This window comes from Micromonospora sp. DT62 (genome assembly GCF_049847285.1).
GTDB classification, from domain to species: domain Bacteria; phylum Actinomycetota; class Actinomycetes; order Mycobacteriales; family Micromonosporaceae; genus Micromonospora; species Micromonospora reichwaldensis.
On the sequence record NZ_JBNCOB010000002.1, the window covers coordinates 35,905 to 54,384 of the forward strand.

The window sequence follows — 18,480 nt, forward strand, 5'->3', positions numbered from 1 at the left end:
TCAGGCGTACGCCGCTGGTGCCCGCCCTGGTGTCCCTTCCGGTCACGGTCTGAGCGCATCCCCACCCACGGTCCGCATCACCACTGCTATCCGACAAGAGGTTGTTGAACCATGCCGCGTACCGATCTGCTCCGGCCCCTGCCCGAACTGCTCCGGACCAACGCCGACCGGTCCGGCAACCAGGTCGCGTACGCCGATTCGCGGCGGAACGTGACCCACGCGGAGCTGGAGATACGGACGGCGCGGCTCGCCGGCCACCTCGCCGATCTCGGCGTGTGGCCGGCGGACCGCGTCGTCGTCCTGCTCGACGGGGTCACGGCGGTGGAGGGCGTCCTCGCCGTCGTCCGGGCCGGCGGCATCGCGGTGCCGCTGGACCCGGCCCTGGACGACGCCGAGCTGGCCCGGCTGGTCGAGGACGCCGGCGCCGACGCGGTCATCACCGACGCGGCCAACGCGGCGCGGGTGTCCGTGTCGGTCCTCGTCGTCGACGGCGGGCACGACGGCGACGGGCACTCGTTCGAGGAGCTGGCGACGACGGACGCGGCGTCGCCGCCCCAGGACGACGCCGGCCTCGACGACCTGGCGTTCCTCACCTGGACGGCGGGAACGACCGGCCGCCGCAAGGGCGTGCTGTCCACGCAGCGCAACGCGCTGTGGCCCGCCGCCGCGGCGACGTACGTGGCCGGACTCGGGTGGACAGCGGACGACCGGGTGCTGTGGATGCTGCCCGTGCACGCCTGCTTCGGGCAGCTCCTCGCCGCCACCGCGGCGGGTGCCTCGGTACGACTCGCCGGCGGCCTCTCCCCCGACGAGCTGCGGGCCACGCTCGCCGCGCAGGGCAGCACCGTGCTGGTGGGCACCGGCGCGACGCACCGCGCCCTGCTGGACGCCCCGGGCCCCGACCCGCAGGGGGTACGGATCGCGCTGGCCGTCGGCCCCGTGGACCCGGCGCTGCGCGGGCCCTTCGAGGCCGCGTTCGCCGCGCCGCTGCTCACCGGCTACGTGACCACCGAGACGTCCGGCCTGATCGCGGTGAGCTGGCCGAACGGCGACGCGGAACGACGCTGCCTGCCCCTGCCGGGCCTGAGCGTGCGGGTGGTCGACCCCGCATCGGGCGCCGACCTGGGCCCCGGGCAGGAGGGTGAAGTCTGGGTCAGCGGCCCGAACGTGATGGCCGGCGGCTACCACGACCTCGCCGCCGAGACGGCCGAGGCGCTGCGCGGTGGTTGGTACCGCACCGGCGACCTGGCCCGCCGCGACGACTCCGGGCACCTCACGGTCACCGGCCGGCTGGCCGACGCGGTCGAGGTCGGCGGCGAGCGGGTCCGGCTGGACCGGATCGACGCGGTGCTGCGCGGCGTTGCGGGGGTGGCCGACGCGGCAGCCCTCGCCGGGCCCGACGGTCCGGTCGCGTTCGTCGTCGGGTCCGACGTGGACGCCGCCGGCCTGCTGGCGCAGTGCCGCGCGGGACTGCCCGCCCCGGCCGTGCCGGTCGAGACGTACCTGGTGCGGGAGATCCCCCGCAACGCCCTCGGCAGCCCCGCCCGCCACCGGCTCCCCGAGCTGCCCGCCCGCCTGATCGGCGTGGCCGCGTCGCTGCCCGACCGGCTGCACGCCCTGCGCTGGGAGCCGGCACCGGAGCCCGGCGCCGAGTCGGACCCCGGTCGGCTCGCCTGGGCGGTCGTGGGCCCGCCCGAGCTGACCGTCGACCTCACCGACGACGACCTCACCGTCGACAGCTACCCCGACCACACCGCGCTGTCCGAGCTGCTGGCGCGGGTGCTCGACGAGGACCACCCGGCGGACTCGCGCCTGGTCGTACTGACCCGGGGCGCTCTGCACGGCGACGACGCGGCGGCCCCCGGGCAGGCCGCCGCCTGGGCGCTCGCGCGGGCCCACCAGCTCCGCCGTCCCGGCCGGCTCGTGCTCGTCGACGCCGACCGGGTCGGTGCCGAGGAGCTGCGCGCGGCCGTGGCCTCCGGCGAGGACGTGCTGGCCGTACGCGAGGGCGAACTGCTCGTGCCCCGGTACGCGGACGTCCCCGCCCTGCCCGGCGGCGCACCGCTGCGGGGCACGGTCGTACTCGTCGCCCGGTCGTACGACGCGGCGCTCACCCGCCACCTCGTGGCGGCCCACGACGTACGCGAACTGGTCCTGGTGGGGCCGGACGACGTGCCGGCGGGCGCCCCGGCGGAGCTGGCGGCGTTCGGCGCCGAGGTCTGCGTGCACCCGGACGTGCCGTTCGACCCGGAGACGCTGGCGGCCGTGCTCGGCGACCGGCCGGTCGCCACCGTCGCGGCGGTGGACCTCACGGTCGAGGAGACGCTGGCGCTGCACACCGCGCCGCTCGGGCGCGCCCCGGCCAACCTCGTGCTGCTCACCGACGGCCGCGACGTCGCCGCCACCGTCGCCGCCGACGCGCTGGTGCGGCACCGGCGCGCGCTCGGCCTGCCCGGCGTCTCCGTGGCGTGGAGCGCGCCGGGCTTCGCCCGGCCCCCCGCGGCACGACGTGACGCCCTCCTCGACGCCGCGCTGGCCGCGGGCGAGCCCTGCGTCGTCGCCGCGCGCCCCGTGCTGGCCGCCGACGCCAGCGCCGACGGCGCCGGAAACGCCCTGGCCGAGCGGCTGCTGGCGACCCCGGCGGACGACCGGCTCGGCCTGCTGCGCGAACTCGTACGGGCCGCGACCGGCGAGGTCCTGGGCGACCAGGCGCCCGCGACGATCGACGGCGAGACGCCGTTCCGGCAGCTCGGCTACGACTCGCTCATCGCCGTGCAGCTGCGCAACCGGCTCTGCGCCGCGACCGGCCTCAGCCTGCCGGCGAGCCTGGTCTTCGACTACCCGACGCCGGACATCCTCGCCAGCCACCTGCTCGACGCCCTGGGGCTGGGCACGGTCGAGGCGGCGCCGGCCACGGTCGAGTCGTACGACGAGAGCGAGCCGATCGCGATCGTCGGCATGGCCTGCCGCTACCCGGGCGGCATCAGCTCCCCGGAGGACCTGTGGCGGGTGGTCGCGGACGGCACGGACGTCATCGGCGAGTTCCCCACCAACCGCGGCTGGGACCTCGCGGCGCTGTTCGCGGGCGACGGGCCGGGCACGTGCAACGCGACCGCCGGCGGCTTCCTGCACGACGCGGACGAGTTCGACGCGGAGTTCTTCGGCATCAGCCCCCGCGAGGCGCTGGCGATGGACCCGCAGCAGCGGGTGTTCCTGGAGACCGCGTGGGAGGCGCTGGAGCACGCCGGCATCCCGCCGACCTCGATGCGCGGCAGCGACACCGCCGTCTTCACGGGCCTGCACGTGCAGAACTACGGCCGGCTCGGGCACAGCGAGGAGGACGGGGTCGACGGCCACCTCATCACCGGCACCGCGAGCAGCGTGGCGTCCGGCCGGGTCGCGTACGCCCTGGGCCTGGAGGGCCAGGCGATGACCGTCGACACCGCCTGCTCGGCGTCGCTGGTCGCCCTGCACCTGGCCGTACGCGCGCTGCGCTCCGGCGAGTGTTCTATGGCCCTGGCGGGCGGCGTGACCGTGATGGCCGGCACGGAGACCTTCACCGAGTTCTCCCGGCAGAACGGCCTCTCCCCCGACGGGCGGTGCAAGGCGTTCTCCGACGACGCCGACGGCACCGGCTGGGGCGAGGGCGTCGGCGTGCTGGTGGTCGAGCGGCTCTCCGACGCCCGCCGCAACGGCCACCGCGTCCTGGCGGTCGTACGCGGCTCGGCCGTCAACCAGGACGGCGCCTCCAACGGCCTCACCGCCCCCAACGGGCCCTCGCAGCAGCGGGTCATCCGCGCCGCGCTCGCCAACGCGGGCCTCGCCGCCAGCGAGGTGGACGCGCTCGAGGCGCACGGCACCGGCACGTCCCTGGGCGACCCCATCGAGGCCCAGGCCATCCTCGCCACCTACGGCCAGGGCCGCGAACAGCCGCTCCGGCTCGGCTCGCTCAAGTCCAACATCGGCCACACGCAGGCCGCAGCCGGCGTCGGCGGCGTGATCAAGATGGTCCTCGCCCTACGCAACGGGCTGCTGCCGCGCAGCCTGCACGTCTCGGAGCCGAGCCGCAAGGTGGACTGGTCGGCCGGTGCGGTGTCGCTGCTGACCGAGCCGGTCGCGTGGCCCGCCGGCGAGCGTCCGCGCCGGGCCGCCGTCTCGTCGTTCGGGATGAGCGGCACGAACGCCCACGTGATCATCGAGGAGCCGCCCGCCGCCGACGCCCCGGCCGCCGACGCCCCGGCCGCGCCGCCGGTGCTGCCGTTGCTGCTGTCGGCGCGCTCCGAGCAGGCGGTACGGGAGCAGGCCCGCCGCCTGCACGACCACCTCGCCGACCGGCCCGAGCTGTCGGTCGCCGACGTCGGCCGGTCCCTCGTCACCACCCGGGTCGCCTTCGGCCACCGGGCCGCGGTCACCGGCACCACCCGGCAGGACCTGCTCGACGGCCTCGCCGCCCTGGCCGCCGGTCAGGGCACCGCCGACGTGCTCACCGGCACCGCCCGCCCCGGCGGGCTGGCGTTCCTGTTCACCGGTACGGGCGCCCAGTACCTCGGCATGGGCACGGAACTCGCCGCCGCGTACCCCGTCTTCGCCGCCGCGTTCGACGAGGCCTGCGCCGAGCTGGACCGGCACCTGGACAAGCCGGTACGCGAGATCATCCGCAGCGACGACCTGCACCGGTTCGCGTACACGCAGCCGGCCCTGTTCGCCTTCGAGGTCGCCCTCCACCGGCTCGTCGAGTCGTGGGGCATCCGCCCCGACTTCGTGGCGGGGCACTCCCTCGGCGAGCTCTCCGCCGCGTACGTCGCCGGCGTCTGGTCACTCGCCGACGCCGCGAAGCTCGTCGCCGCCCGCGCCACGCTCATGGCGGCCCTGCCGCTGGGCGGCGTGATGGTCGCCGTGCAGGCCACCGAGGAGCAGGTCACCCCGTACCTCAGCGACCAGGTCGGCATCGCCGCCATCAACACCCCCACCGACCTGGTCATCTCCGGCGACGAGGCCGCCACCCTCGCCGCCGCCGAGCAGCTCGCCGCGCTCGGCCACAAGACCAAGCGGCTGCCGATCCCGCTGGGCGCCCACTCCCACCTGATGGACCCGATGCTCGACGACTACCGCGCCGTCGCCGCGTCCATCACCCACCACGAACCCCGCATCGGGCTGATCTCCACGGTCGACGGGCAGCCGCTGCGCTCCACGCCCGAGCACTGGGTCACCCAGGTCCGCCGGGCCGTACGCTTCCACGACGCCGTCGCCGCCCTCACCGCCGCCGGCCGCGTCGAGACCTTCCTCGAGATCGGCCCCGACACCGTCCTGGCCACCACCACCGGCGACGCCACCGGCATCGCCACCATGCGCCGGGGGCAGCCCGAGACGCACAGCCTCGCCCGGGCCGTCGGCCACCTCTTCACCGTCGGGACCGGCCCCGACGCCGACGCCTACTTCCCCGGTGCCCGCGAGGTGCCGCTGCCGACGTACCCGTTCCAGCGGAGGTCGTACTGGCTGCGGCCGACGGCCGGGGGCGACGTGGGCACCGCCGGCCTCACCGCGGCGCGCCACCCGCTGCTCGGCGCGGTGCTGGGCGTCGTCGACACCGACCGGCTCGTGCTCACCGGGCGGCTCTCCCTGCGCGAGCAGCCGTGGCTGGTCGACCACGCCGTCCTCGACACGGTCCTGCTGCCCGGCACCGCGTTCCTCGAGCTGGCCGCGCACGCCGCCGAGCACACCGGCAGCGGCACGATCGAGGAACTCACCCTCCAGGCCCCGCTGACGCTGACCGAAGACCAGCGGGTCAACCTCCAGGTGTGGGTCGGCCGCCCCGACGAGCAGGGCCGCCGCGAGTTCGGCGTGTACTCCCAGCCGGCCGGGCAGCCGCCGGGCGCGGAGTGGACGTGCCACGCCTCGGGCACGCTGGCCGACGCACCCGCGCCGGCCCCGGTGCGGGAGGAGTGGCCGCCACCCGGCGCGGAGCCCGTCGAGGTCGGCGACTTCTACGGCTGGCTGCTGGCGCGCGGATTCTGCTACGGCCCCGCCTTCCAGGGCGTCCAGGAGGTGTGGCGGCGCGGCGACGAGCTGTTCGCCCGGGCCACCCTGCGCACCGAGGACGAGCCGGCAGCCGTGCGCTACGGCGTACACCCGGCGCTGCTCGACGCCGCCATGCACCCGCTCGTGCTGCACCTCGACGGCGGCGGGAACCCGGCGGGCCGGGCCTGGCTGCCCTTCTCCTGGCGGGGGGTGCGGCTGCACCGCCGGGGGGCCTCGGCGCTGCGGGTCCGGCTGACCCCGGCCGGCGAGAACACCCTGCGGGTGAGCACCACCGACGACGACAGCAACCCGGTGCTGAGCGCCGACGCGGTCGCGGTCCGGCCGGTCACGACGGACGGCCTGGCCGGCGCGAGCGGCCCCACCGCCGCGCTGTACCGCACGGACTGGGTGCCCGTGGCCGCCCCGACCGGCACCGGCACGCCCGACGTCGAGGTGTTCCGGGTCGAGGCGGGCGACACCGCCGACGCCGTACGACAGTCCCTGTACGACACGCTGGCGACGCTCCAGCGGGCCGCGGCCGGCACCGCGCGGCTGGCCGTGGTCACCCGCGGTGGCGACCTCGCGGGCGCGGCGGCGTGGGGGATGGTCCGCTCCGCCCAGACCGAGCACCCGGACCGTTTCGTCCTCGTCGAGACCGACGGCACCGACAAGTCGGAGCGCGCCCTCGCCGCCGCGATCGCCACCGGGGAACCGCAGCTCGCCATCCGCGACGGTGCGCTGACCGTGCCGCGGCTCGCCCGACACACCGCCGCCACCCCGGACGGCGCGCTGTTCGACGCGACGGGAGCCGTCCTGATCACCGGTGGCACCGGTACGCTCGGCGCCGCGCTCGCCCGCCACCTGGTCACCCGGCACGGCGCGGAACACCTGGTCCTCGCCTCCCGCCGGGGCCTGGACGCGCCGGGCGCCGCCGCGTTGGCCGAGGAGCTGACCGCCCTCGGCGCCACCACTGTCGACGTCGTCGCGTGCGACACCGCCGACCGCGCGGCGCTGTCGGCGCTGCTCGACGGGCTCGCCCGGCCGCTGGTGGGCGTGGTGCACACCGCGGGCGTGCTCGACGACGGCATCCTGGAGTCGCTCACGCCCGAACGCCTCGACGCCGTCCTGCGACCCAAGCTCGACGCCGCGCTCAACCTGCACGAGCTGGCCGGCGACGTCGACCTGTTCGTGCTCTACTCCTCCGTCGCGAGCGTCATCGGCACCGCGGGGCAGGCGAACTACGCGGCGGCGAACGCGTTCCTCGACGCCCTGGCCGCACAGCGCCGGGCCGAGGGCCGGGCCGCCACCTCGCTGTCCTGGGGCCTGTGGGCCGAGGCCAGCGCGATGACCAGCCAGCTCGGCGAGACCGACCTGGCCCGCATCGCGCGCGGCGGTCTCCTCCCGCACAGCGTCGAGGAAGGGCTCGCGCTGTTCGACGCCGCGTGCCGCTCGGACCTGGCGCACCTGGTGCCCGTCACCATCGACGTCGCCGCGGTACGCGCCGCCACGAACGCCGCGCCGCCGCTGCACGGCCTGGCCAGGGTGCCGCGCAGGCGGCAGGCCGCGACCCGGCCGGGCGCCACCGCGCTGGCCCGCGAGCTGGCCGGGCGCAGCGAGGAGGAGCAGCGCGGGCTGCTGCTCGACATCGTGCGTACGCAGGTCGCGACCGTGCTCGCCCAGCCGGACGCGGACGCCGTCTCCGTGGCCGAACCGTTCCGCCAGCTCGGCTTCGACTCGCTGATGGCCGTCGAGCTGCGCAACCGGCTCAACACGGCGACGGGGCTGCGCCTGCCCGCGACGTTGACCTTCGACTACCCCACCCCGGAGGCCCTCGTCGAGTACCTGCGGGGCGAGCTGGGCGACCGGGAGGACGAACCGCGCCCCGTCGTGGCGGCGGCCGCCGCCCGCCCCACCGACGAGCCGATCGCGATCGTCGGCATGGCCTGCCGCTACCCCGGCGGCGTCACCTCACCCGACGAGCTGTGGCAGCTGCTGCTCGACGGCCGGGAGGGCATCAGCGGCTTCCCGACCGACCGGGGCTGGTCGCTGGACACGCTGTTCGACCCCGACCCGGACACCCCCGGCACCAGCTACGTCGACCAGGGCGGATTCCTGCTCGACGCGGCCGGGTTCGACGCGGAGTTCTTCGGCATCAGCCCCCGCGAGGCGCTGGCGATGGACCCGCAGCAGCGGATCTTCCTGGAGACCTGCTCGGCGGCGCTGGAGAACGCCGGCCTGCGGCCGGACGCGCTGCGCGGCTCGCCCACCGGAGTGTTCACCGGCCTCATGACGCACGACTACGCCGCCGGCGCGAGCGCCGCACCCGACGGTGTCGAGGGGTTCCTGGGCACCGGAACCGCGGGCAGCGTCGCCTCGGGCCGGGTGGCGTACACGTTCGGGCTGGAGGGGCCGGCGGTCACCGTCGACACCGCCTGCTCGTCGTCGCTGGTCGCCCTGCACCTCGCCGTGCAGGCGCTGCGCTCCGGCGAGTGCTCCCTCGCGCTGACCGGCGGCGTGACCGTCATGTCCACGCCCAGCCTGTACGTCGAGTTCTCCAAGCAGCGGGGCCTCGCCCGCGACGGCCGGTGCAAGTCGTTCGCCGCCGCCGCGGACGGCACCGGCTGGGCGGAGGGCGTCGGCGTACTGGTGGTCGAGCGGCTCTCCGACGCCCGCCGCAACGGCCACCGCGTCCTGGCGGTCGTACGCGGCTCGGCCGTCAACCAGGACGGCGCCTCCAACGGCCTCACCGCCCCCAACGGGCCCTCGCAGCAGCGGGTCATCCGGTCGGCGCTGGCCAACGCCGGGCTGGCGGCGCACCAGGTGGACGCCATCGAGGCGCACGGCACCGGCACGTCCCTGGGCGATCCGATCGAGGCCCAGGCGATCCTCGCCACCTACGGCCAGGACCGCGAACAGCCGCTCCGGCTCGGCTCGCTCAAGTCCAACATCGGCCACGCCCAGGCCGCCGCCGGCGTCGGCGGGGTCATCAAGATGGTCCTCGCCCTGCGGCACGGGCTGCTGCCGCGCACCCTGCACGTCGACGAGCCGTCCCCGAAGGTCGACTGGTCGGCGGGCTCGGTCGCGCTGCTGACCGAGCCGGCCGAGTGGCAGCGCAACGGCCACCCGCGCCGCGCCGGGGTGTCCTCGTTCGGCGTCAGCGGCACGAACGCGCACGTGATCATCGAGGAGCCCCCCGCCGAGGCCGACAGCGCCGACGTCGGCACGCCGCCGCAGGCCCTGCCGTGGCTGCTGTCCGCCCGCTCGGAACAGGCCCTGCGGGAGCAGGCCCGCCGCCTGCACGACCACCTCGTGGCCCGCCCCGAACTGTCCGACGCCGACGTCGCGCGCTCCCTGGCCGCCCGGGTCCGGTTCACGCAGCGGGCCGCCGTCGTCGGGACCGACCGGCGGGAACTCCTCGACGGCCTCGCCGCGCTGGCCGCCGGCCAGGAGGCCGCCAACCTGGTCACCGGCGCCCCCGGGGCCGGCAGGTTGGCGTTCCTGTTCACCGGGCAGGGCGCGCAGCGGCTGGGCATGGGCGCCGAACTCGCCGCCGCGTACCCCGTCTTCGCCACCGCCTTCGACGAGGTCTGCGCCGCCCTCGACGCGCACCTCGACCAACCACTGCGCAAGGTCATCGACAGCGACGACCTGCACCAGACCGGCTACACCCAACCCGCCCTGTTCGCCTTCGAGGTCGCCCTCTACCGGCTCCTCGAATCCTGGGGCATCCGCCCCGACCACCTCGCCGGACACTCCATCGGCGAACTCGCCGCCGCCCACGTCGCCGGCGTCTGGGACCTCGCCGACGCCGCGAGGCTCGTCGCCGCCCGCGCCAGGCTCATGCAGGCCCTCCCCACCGGGGGCGCCATGGTCGCCGTGCAGGCCACCGAGGAACAGGTCACCCCGTACCTCACCGACGTGGTCGGCGTCGCCGCCGTCAACACCGGCACCGACCTCGTCCTCTCCGGCGACGAGGCCGCCACCCTCGCGGCCGCCGAGGCACTCGCCGCCCAGGGCCACCGGACGAAGCGGCTCACCGTCTCCCACGCCTTCCACTCCCACCTGATGGATCCCGTCCTCGACGACTACCGAGCCGTCGCCGACTCCATCACCCACCGGGAGCCCACCGTTCCCGTCATCTCCACCGTCGACGGCCAACCGCTGCGTTCCACCCCCGACCACTGGGTCACCCAACTGCGCCACACCGTCCGCTTCCACGAGGCCGTCGAGGCTCTCGCCGGCACGTACCACGTCGACACCTTCCTCGAGATCGGCCCCGACACCGTCCTCGCCACGGCCGCCGCCACCGGCGACGCCACCGCCATCGCCACCAGCCGCCGGGGACAACCCGAGACCGCGACCCTCGTCAGGGCCGTCGGGCAACTCTTCACCGCCGGGGCCGGCCCCGACGCCGGCGCGTACCGGGCGGGCGCCCGCGAGGTGGAGTTGCCGACGTACCCGTTCCAGCACCAGCGGTACTGGCTGGTCCCCGACGAGGGGCCGGCGAACGCCGCCGGGCTCGGGCTCGGGGCGGCGGACCATCCGCTGCTCGGCGCGGTGCTGGCGCTCGCCGACTCCCAGCGGAGCGTGCTCACCGGCCGGCTCTCCCTGCGCGAACAGCCCTGGCTCGCCGACCACGCCGTCCTGGGCACGGTCCTGCTGCCGGGTGCCGCGTTCGTCGAACTCGCGCGGCGGGCCGCCGAGCACGTCGACCTCGACCGCATCGAGGAGCTGACCCTGCACGCGCCGCTGGTGCTGCCGGCCGACGGCGCGGTACGGGTGCAGGTGGAGGTCGGGGAACCCGACGAGGCCGGGCGCCGGCCGCTGCGGGTGCACTCCCGGCGCGAGGACGCGCTCGACGGCGAGCCGTGGACGCAGCACGCGAGCGGCCTGCTCGACGCCGCCGGGGAGGCCGAGACCGCCTGGGCCGGTGAGTGGCCGCCCGCCGACGCCGTGCCCGCCCCGGTCGAGGAGCTGTACGACCGCATCGCCGACCTCGGCGTCGACTACGGGCCCGCATTCCGGGGACTCGTGGCGGCCTGGCGGCGCGGCGACGAACTGCTCGCGGAGGTCGCGCTCCCCGTCGACGCGCCGGCGGGCCGCTTCGGACTGCACCCGGCGCTGCTGGACGCGGCCCTGCACCCGATCTCCCTGGCGACCGGGGCCGACGGTCCGCTGCGCCTGCCGTTCAGCTGGCACGGCGTACGGGTGCTGGCCACCGGGGCGACGGCCCTGCGGGTGCGGATCACGCCCACCGCCGGCGACGCGTACGCCCTGGCGCTCGCCGACGGCACCGGCATGCCGGTGGCCACGGTCGAGTCCCTGGTGGCGCGCCCGGTGACGATCGAGCAGCTGCGCTCCACCGCCGGTCCGGACGGGCTGCACCGGTTGGAGTGGCAGCCGGTCCCCACGCCCGTGGCCCCCGCCGGCGCCTTCGACGTGTTCCAGGTCGGGACCGGCACGGACGCCGAGGCGGTACGGGCCGCCGTGCACGACGCGCTCGCGGCGGTCCAGGAGTGGCTGCCCGGCGACCGCTCCCCGCTGGTGTTCGTGTCCCAGGGTGCGACCGACGGCACGAACCCGGCGGGCGCGGCGGTCTGGGGCCTGGTCCGCTCGGCGCAGACCGAGCATCCCGATCGTTTCGTCCTCGTCGACACCGACGACCCGGCTCTCGTCGGCACGGCCGTCGCGACCGGGGAACCACAGGTGGCCGTCCGCGACGGGGTGTCGACCGTGCCGCGGCTCGCGACGTTCGCGGCCGGCTCGGACCGCCGCCTGTTCGACCCGGCGGGCACCGTGCTCGTCACCGGCGGCACCGGAGCCCTGGGCGCGGAACTGGCCCGCCACCTGGTCACCGCGCACGGTGCGCGGCACCTCGTGCTGACCTCCCGTCGTGGCCCGGCCGCGCCGGGCGCCGCGGAGCTCACGGCCGAGCTGGAGTCGCTGGGCGCCAGGATCACGGTCGCCGCCTGCGACGCCGCCGACCGGGCCGCGCTGGCGGAACTCCTGACGTCCCTGCCCGACCTGGTCGGCGTCGTGCACGCCGCGGGCGTGCTGGACGACGGTACGGTCGAGTCGCTCACGCCGGAACGGGTGGACGCCGTGCTGCGGGCGAAGGTCGACGCGGCGCTGAACCTGCACGAGCTGGCCGGCGACGTCGAGATGTTCGTGCTGTTCTCCTCGGCGACCGGGGTGCTGGGCACGGCCGGCCAGGCGAACTACGCGGCGGCGAACGCCTTCCTGGACGCGCTCGCCGCGCGGCGTCGGGCGTCCGGCCTCACCGCGACGTCGCTGGCCTGGGGCCTGTGGCGCAGCGGTGGCGCGATGACCGGTGGGCTCACCGAGGCCGACCTCGCCCGCATCGGGCGCACCGGCGTGCGGGCGCACACCGTCGAGGAGGGGCTCGCGCTGTTCGACGCGGCCTGCCGGACCGACGAGCCGTGCCTGGTCCCGATCAGGTTGGACGTGGGTGTCCTGCGCACGAGCACGTCGGCGCCGGCACCGCTGCGCTCCTTCACCCGCCCCCGGCGCGCCTCCTCGGCCGGCAGCGCGGCGTCGCTGTCCAGCCGGCTGGCCGGCCTCGCCGAGCCGGAGCAGCGCGAGGTGCTGCTGACCCTGGTACGCACGAACGTGGCCGCCGTGCTGGCCCACGACTCGGTGGAGACCATCGCGGCGGACCAGGCGTTCAAGCAGCTGGGCTTCGACTCGCTGACGGCGGTGGAGCTGCGCAACCGGCTCAACCAGGCCACCGGCCTGCGGATGCCGGCGACGCTGACGTTCGACCACCCCACGCCCGCGGCGCTCGTGGAGCACCTGATCGGGGAGCTGGGCGGCAACCAGGCGCAGCTCAACCTGCGCACCCTCGTCGACAGCATCGCCAGGGTCGAGGCGACGCTGGAGTTGGTGGACGCGGCGCAGACGGCGGAGACGGACATCGCCGCGGCCCTGCAACGGCTGCTGACCAGGTGGCGCGACAAGTCCAGCCCGGCCGAGGCCCCGGACCTCGCCTCGGTCACGGCGGACGACCTGTTCGACATCCTGGACAGCGAGCTGGACAACGCCTGACCCCGGGCGAGCCACGACCGCCCCCCACCCCGACGCACGACGGGGGCGGGGGGCTGGTCCGTTCAATGGACGCACGACCGGGGTGGAGGGCTGGTCCGTTCGCGGGACGCACGAGACGCCCGCCGGGGCCGCAACCGGCCGCGGCCGGAAACAGTCCCGACCGGAGAAGGCCCACCACCCGCCCGGACGGGAACGGCCACCCTGCCCGCCGGGAACGGCCCGTCCGGAACGGAAAAGGCCCACCCGCCCGGGCGTACCCGGGGCCGGTGGGTCGATCGAGTACGAGGGTGACCGCCACCGGAAACGCAGCCACTTCCAGCGGCACGTGGCTCGGCTCAACGCGCTACGCGCGGCGGGCTGGTTGGTGCTGCGCTTCACGGCAGACGACGCCCTGCGGCACCCCGCCCGAATTGTCCGGCTGGTAACTGACGCAATCCAGGAACGCCGACCCCGCCAATGGTGATCAGGACGCCATGGACCCTAAAACGGCCGGATAACGTCCATGGCGTCCTGATCACCGGGGCGCTCGCACGCGGCGGCGGGGCGGTCGGGCGCTCCCCACGCGAAGGCGCGGCAGCCGGGGCGCTCCTCACGCGAGCGGCGGGGCGGTCGGGCGCTCCCCACGGGAAGGCGCGGCAGCCGTTTCCGGATGTCCTGGGGTCACCGGTGCTTCAGCCGGTCGTCCGCGCGTGCGGGATGTCGCCCGGGCCGGCCAGTGGTGTCGCCGCGTGGCCGGGAGCCGGGCGCGGGACCCAGCCGTCACCTCGTCGGGGCGGTCTGTGCCCCCGTCCGCGCGTCGCACACCGAAAGGCCCTCCACCGGACAGCAGCCGGCCTCACCGAGCCGGCCGGCCTCCAGCGGGCGGCCGGCCTCCAGCGGGCGGCCTACGTCAGCTCACCACCGAGTACTTCTGCCAACCCGTCGCGAGCACCTCGGGCGCGGAGAACGTGGCCGAGGGCCGCTCCGGATCGAACTTGCCGTTGTGCAGGTGGACGACGAGCGTGCCGTCGGCGCGTACGGCCAGCAGGTCCGGCCGGCCGTCGAGGTCGATGTCGGTCACCGTGACGTGCGCGAACTCCTGCCAGCCCTTGCCGAGCGTGAACCACTGGCCCTCGCCGCGCCACCACGGGCCCTCGCCGGAGGTGTCGTGCGCGAACTCGTACAGGTCGAGGTCGCCGTTGGCGCGGCGGACCAGCAGGTCGGGCCGCCCGGTGCCGGTGAAGTCGGCCATCGCCAGTGGGAAGTCCTCGACGTCGACGGTCACCAGGCGGTGCGCGGTGCGGTCGTACGTCTCGTTCTGCGTGACCTGGCGCTTGTTGAAGAACGCGTCGACGTGGCCCGCGTCCTGCTCGCGGCCGAACATGTCGTCACAGCCGTCCAGGTCCACGTCGGCGATGCCGAGGGTCTCCCACTTCTTGTCGTCGCGGGCGCCGGAGATGCGGATCGGCTCGCCGAGGGTGTCGAGACCGTTCAGTCCACCCCTGTTCGGATAGAGGAAGATCCCGTGCGTTTCGTTCATGTGCGTCATGCTCACGCCGATGACGTCGGCGTAGCCGTTGCCGTTGACGTCGATGGGACGGACCATCCCGTGGTTCCGATACGGATGGAAGCCGGTGCTGATCAGCACGGGCTCGTCGTATGTCTCGCTACCACGGAAGCTGCCGCTGTGCGGGAAGACCAGCAGTTCACCCGTGTCGTCGTCACGGGCCATGATGTCCATCCTCCCGTTCCCGTCGAACGAACGGCAGTGACCATTCCCGCCCATGCGTGCCACGAACTACCTCCCCGCACACCCGAAATACGACAGTCCGATCATTACGAACAGGGGTTGGGGGTGGTAACCCCTACCCACACCCCTCACCACCCGCAAGACCGCGATCGACAGGCGAGATCGACATACGACAAAGCAACCTAAACCTATCGACACTAATCCATGCCCCATCGCCGGCCATGGGCATTGGGGGACCGATCGAAGATGGGGCGTACGCAAATTTCTGCCACCTTGGTTTTCTGTCACTTGAAGTCGAGGCCGTGGCCCGAGCGGCCCGCCGCACGCCGACCGTCGCGTCGGGCTGACGCCGGGCAGGGGCCGGCCGGTAGCACGCGCGGGGGCCCGGCCGGACGAGCCGGCCGGGCCCCGAGGGTTGGTTCCGGGTCAGCCGCCGAGGCTCGCCGCCGCCGAGGCGATCGCCGGGGCGAAGGTGCTCACCTGGGTGTAGACGCCGGGGTAGGAGGGGCGGGCGCAGCCGTTGCCCCAGCTCACGATCCCGACCTGGATCCAGGCGTTGCTCGCGTCGCGCCGGAACATCGGGCCGCCCGAGTCCCCCTGGCAGGTGTCGATGCCGCCGCTGGCGTAGCCGGCGCAGATCTCCTCGTTCGCGATGATCTGGCCGCCGTAGTAGGAGTTGCAGGTCGCGTCGCTGACGAACGGCACGCTGGCCTTGCGCAGGTAGCGCTGCTGCGCGCCGCCCTCGCGGGTGGCGCCCCAGCCGGCGACCGTGAAGGTGCCGTTGTCGTACGCGGTGCTGGTGGCGATCTTCAGCGTCGGGAGCGTGGTGACCGGCGTGGCCAGCCGGATCAGGGCCCAGTCCTTGCCGTTGCCGTTGTAGCCGGGCGCCCGGTAGACGTAGTTCGAGCGCACCTGGATCCGGCTCGACGACTGGAGGTCCACGACGCCGAGGGTGGCGGTGATGCTGGTGTTCGTACCGGTCCCGCCGACGCAGTGCGCGGCCGTCAGCACCAGGCGGGGGCTGTAGAGGGAACCGCCGCAGCCCATGGAGAGCCGGACCATGAAGGGGAACTCGCCCTGGGCGGCCAGCGTCCCGCCCACGACGTACGGGGTCACCTCGGGCCCGGGCTTGGCGGAGGCCGGAACGGCCAGGACGAACGAGCCGGCGGTGACCGCCACCAACGCGGCGGCCAACCGGCCGACGAGTGTGCGCCAACGGACCATGGGAGCCTCCCGAACCCTCGCGGCGGGCCGAGGCGGCGCGCCGGAAACCGATGGCGGGAGCCTATGGAGATCTATCGATGGATGGCAATGCCTCGGCACATCCCGCGTCGGTCATACCGCAGCCGGCCAGGAGGCGCGCCGGACGCGCATCGCCCGTTTTGCGCCGGGACCGCCCGGGTACGGGGCCTGGACATGGACACGAACAAGAAGGCACACCTCGTTGGCGGACCCCGGGACGGCAGCACCATCGACACGGGCGGCGACGCCCTGCTCGAGGTGGAGATCGACGGCATGATGCACCGCTACATCCGGACCACGAAGCAGCACGGCGAGGACGGCACGCTCTACAACTACGACGGAATGGTGGCGCCGGACGGCGGGGAGCCCGGCGTCGAGGACCCGGCGGCCCGGGTGGCCTCGCCGAAGGCCGACGCGGAGGGCCACGGCGGGAAGCACTGAGCTGCGGATCAGCTCCGGCCGGGCGCGGATGAACCGCGGCCGGCCGGGTAAGCGGCCGGCGACCTGGTGGAACGACCGGAGGTCGCGAGACGCCGCGACCGGGCGCGCGGGCGGGCGGCGCAGGCGGCCCGCCCGGGCGTACGGTCAGTTGTTGCTGATCCAGTTCCAGGCCGACACGACCCACTCGGTCTGCTGGAGGTAGGCGATCCCGAGACCGGCCAGGAAGACCGCCGTCACCAGGTGCGCCCCGCGCGCGCTGCGCCGCACCCGGCCCAGCTGCCGCTCCAGCACCACCCGGCCGAGCAGCCGGGCCAACGCGAAGAGGCCGGCAGCCACCAGCAGGCTCAGCAGGAAGATCAGGAACGGGCCGCCCAGGTTCCCGCCGCCCGAGATGGCCCAGATCCCCCAGCAGACGAAGGCGAAGAGCGCGCCGGCCGCACTCCACTCGCCGCCGCGCTTCAACTGCTCGACGTGCCAGCTCAGCGGCCGGCGCGGGGCCGGCGCGTCCGGCCACCCGGTGCCCGTCGGCTCGTGCTCGACGACGGGGAACGGCTCGGTGCGCGTCGTACGGGACTGCCCGACCGAGGCCACCCCCCGCTGGTACGCGTCGCGCTGCGGCGGCACCCCGGCACCGGGCTGCGGCGGCACCTCGACGGTCCGCTCGGCCCACGGCTGCGTCTGGTCGACCATCTCGTCCCTCCCCTGGACGACGGCGACCACCGGCCGCCGTCCGTTCCGAGGGTAGCCAGCCGGCAAACCGGTCGCCGAGGCCACACCCGGGCGCGGGCCCCGATCCGCTGGCCACGGCGGGGGCCGGCCGACCCGGCGGCCGCCGACGACCGGGGCGTCGTGACCGAGGTCACCGGCCACCCCCCGCGCCACGCACCGGACGCGCGAGCCGGCGCCAGCCGCGCAAGCCCGGCGCCGGACCCGCAAGCCGGTGCCGGACCCGCAAGCTGGCAGCGGACCCGGTAGCCGGCGACGGACGCGCAAGCCAGCGCCGATCGGGCCGGGACGGTACGGTCGGCTGATGGGTGACACGGAGCGACGCCGGCGCCGGATACGGCACCCGAGCGGTGACGCGGGCGCGACGGGGGGCCCCAACGCGGCGACCGCCGGGGTGCACGACGGCCCCGAGCCGCCGCGTGCCCGCCGGGGCGGCCCGGGTGACGAGGGCGACCGCGGCCTGCGTGGTCTCGTCGGCCCCGGCTCCTCCCAGGTGAGCGTGACCGCCGCGATGCGGGCCCGCGACGCCTCCCGCCCCACGGACGAGGACCTGGCCGCGGCCGAGGAACGCGTGGTGATCATCCGCCGCAACTGGACGCCCCGCGAGGACCTCCCCCGCCGCTGACCCCCCGAGCCTGGCGGGAACCGCCCCGCAGGGGGGCACGGCCCGCCCGGGAGCTATGGCGATCCCACCACCCGAAGACTCGCCCAGCCGCCCGCGAACTCGCCCGGCCGCCCGGGACGACCGGACGGTCAGGCGGTCAGGCGGTCAGGCGGTCAGGGCAGCGTGGGGAGCTGGCGGGTGCTCTCGTAGTCGGCCACCTGGGCGATCCGGCGGGCGTGCCGCTCGTTCCCCGAGAACGGGGTCGTCAGGAACGCCTCGACGATGGCGGTGGCCTCGTCCAGCGTGTGCTGGCGGGCGCCGACCGCGACGACGTTCGCGTCGTTGTGCTCGCGGGCCAGCTGGGCGGTGTCGATGCTCCAGGCGAGGGCCGCCCGGACGCCGGCCACCTTGTTCGCGGCGATCTGCTCGCCGTTGCCCGAGCCGCCGATGACCACCCCGAGGCTGCCCTCGTCAGCCACCACCTGGTCACCGGTGTGCAGGCAGAAGGCCGGGTAGTCGTCGTCCGGGTCGAAGGCGTGCGGGCCGACGTCGACCACGTCGTGCCCCTCCTTGGTCAGGTGGTTGACCAGGTGCACCTTCAACTCGAAACCGGCGTGGTCGGATCCCAGGTAGACGCGCATACCGGGCAGTCTGT

Annotated in this window: 7 protein-coding genes; 3 read left to right on the forward strand and 4 right to left on the reverse strand. The window is 75.2% G+C overall.

Going from position 1 to position 18,480, the window contains the following annotated elements; genetic code table 11:
• Positions 1-111: 111 nt before the first annotated feature.
• Entirely contained in the window at positions 112-13,083 is a 12,972-nt protein-coding gene (locus tag ACPXCB_RS03700; RefSeq protein ID WP_425872210.1) for an SDR family NAD(P)-dependent oxidoreductase, read from the forward strand.
• A gap of 889 nt (positions 13,084-13,972) precedes the next feature.
• Here the strand turns inward: ACPXCB_RS03700 and ACPXCB_RS03705 are convergent.
• Both ACPXCB_RS03705 and ACPXCB_RS03710 read right to left on the reverse strand, forming a co-directional pair.
• Positions 13,973-14,848 carry an FG-GAP repeat domain-containing protein gene (locus tag ACPXCB_RS03705; RefSeq protein WP_425872862.1) on the reverse strand — a complete coding sequence of 292 codons (876 nt, stop codon included), beginning with the start codon at positions 14,846-14,848 and terminating at the stop codon, positions 13,973-13,975.
• A 390-nt stretch (positions 14,849-15,238) separates the two neighbouring features.
• Positions 15,239-16,036 carry a S1 family peptidase gene (locus tag ACPXCB_RS03710; RefSeq protein ID WP_132239275.1) on the reverse strand — a complete coding sequence of 266 codons (798 nt, stop codon included), beginning with the start codon at positions 16,034-16,036 and terminating at the stop codon, positions 15,239-15,241.
• Positions 16,037-16,228: 192 nt separating this feature from the next.
• On the opposite strand from ACPXCB_RS03710, the gene ACPXCB_RS03715 reads away from it, so the two are divergent.
• Positions 16,229-16,495, forward strand: coding sequence for a hypothetical protein (locus ACPXCB_RS03715; protein WP_425872212.1), 267 nt, complete (start codon positions 16,229-16,231; stop codon positions 16,493-16,495).
• A gap of 144 nt (positions 16,496-16,639) precedes the next feature.
• Here the strand turns inward: ACPXCB_RS03715 and ACPXCB_RS03720 are convergent, their stop codons facing one another.
• Positions 16,640-17,185, reverse strand: coding sequence for a hypothetical protein (locus tag ACPXCB_RS03720; RefSeq protein WP_425872214.1), 546 nt, complete (start codon positions 17,183-17,185; stop codon positions 16,640-16,642).
• Between the two features lie 340 nt (positions 17,186-17,525).
• Here ACPXCB_RS03720 and ACPXCB_RS03725 point away from each other — a divergent pair, with 340 nt between their 5' ends.
• The gene (locus ACPXCB_RS03725) at positions 17,526-17,846 is read left to right on the forward strand and encodes a hypothetical protein (protein ID WP_425872216.1); all 321 of its coding nucleotides are present in this window, start codon (positions 17,526-17,528) and stop codon (positions 17,844-17,846) included.
• A gap of 152 nt (positions 17,847-17,998) precedes the next feature.
• Here ACPXCB_RS03725 and ACPXCB_RS03730 read toward each other — a convergent pair whose 3' ends face one another.
• The gene (locus tag ACPXCB_RS03730; RefSeq protein WP_425872218.1) at positions 17,999-18,466 is read right to left on the reverse strand and encodes a ribose-5-phosphate isomerase; all 468 of its coding nucleotides are present in this window, start codon (positions 18,464-18,466) and stop codon (positions 17,999-18,001) included.
• Positions 18,467-18,480 lie beyond the last annotated feature (14 nt).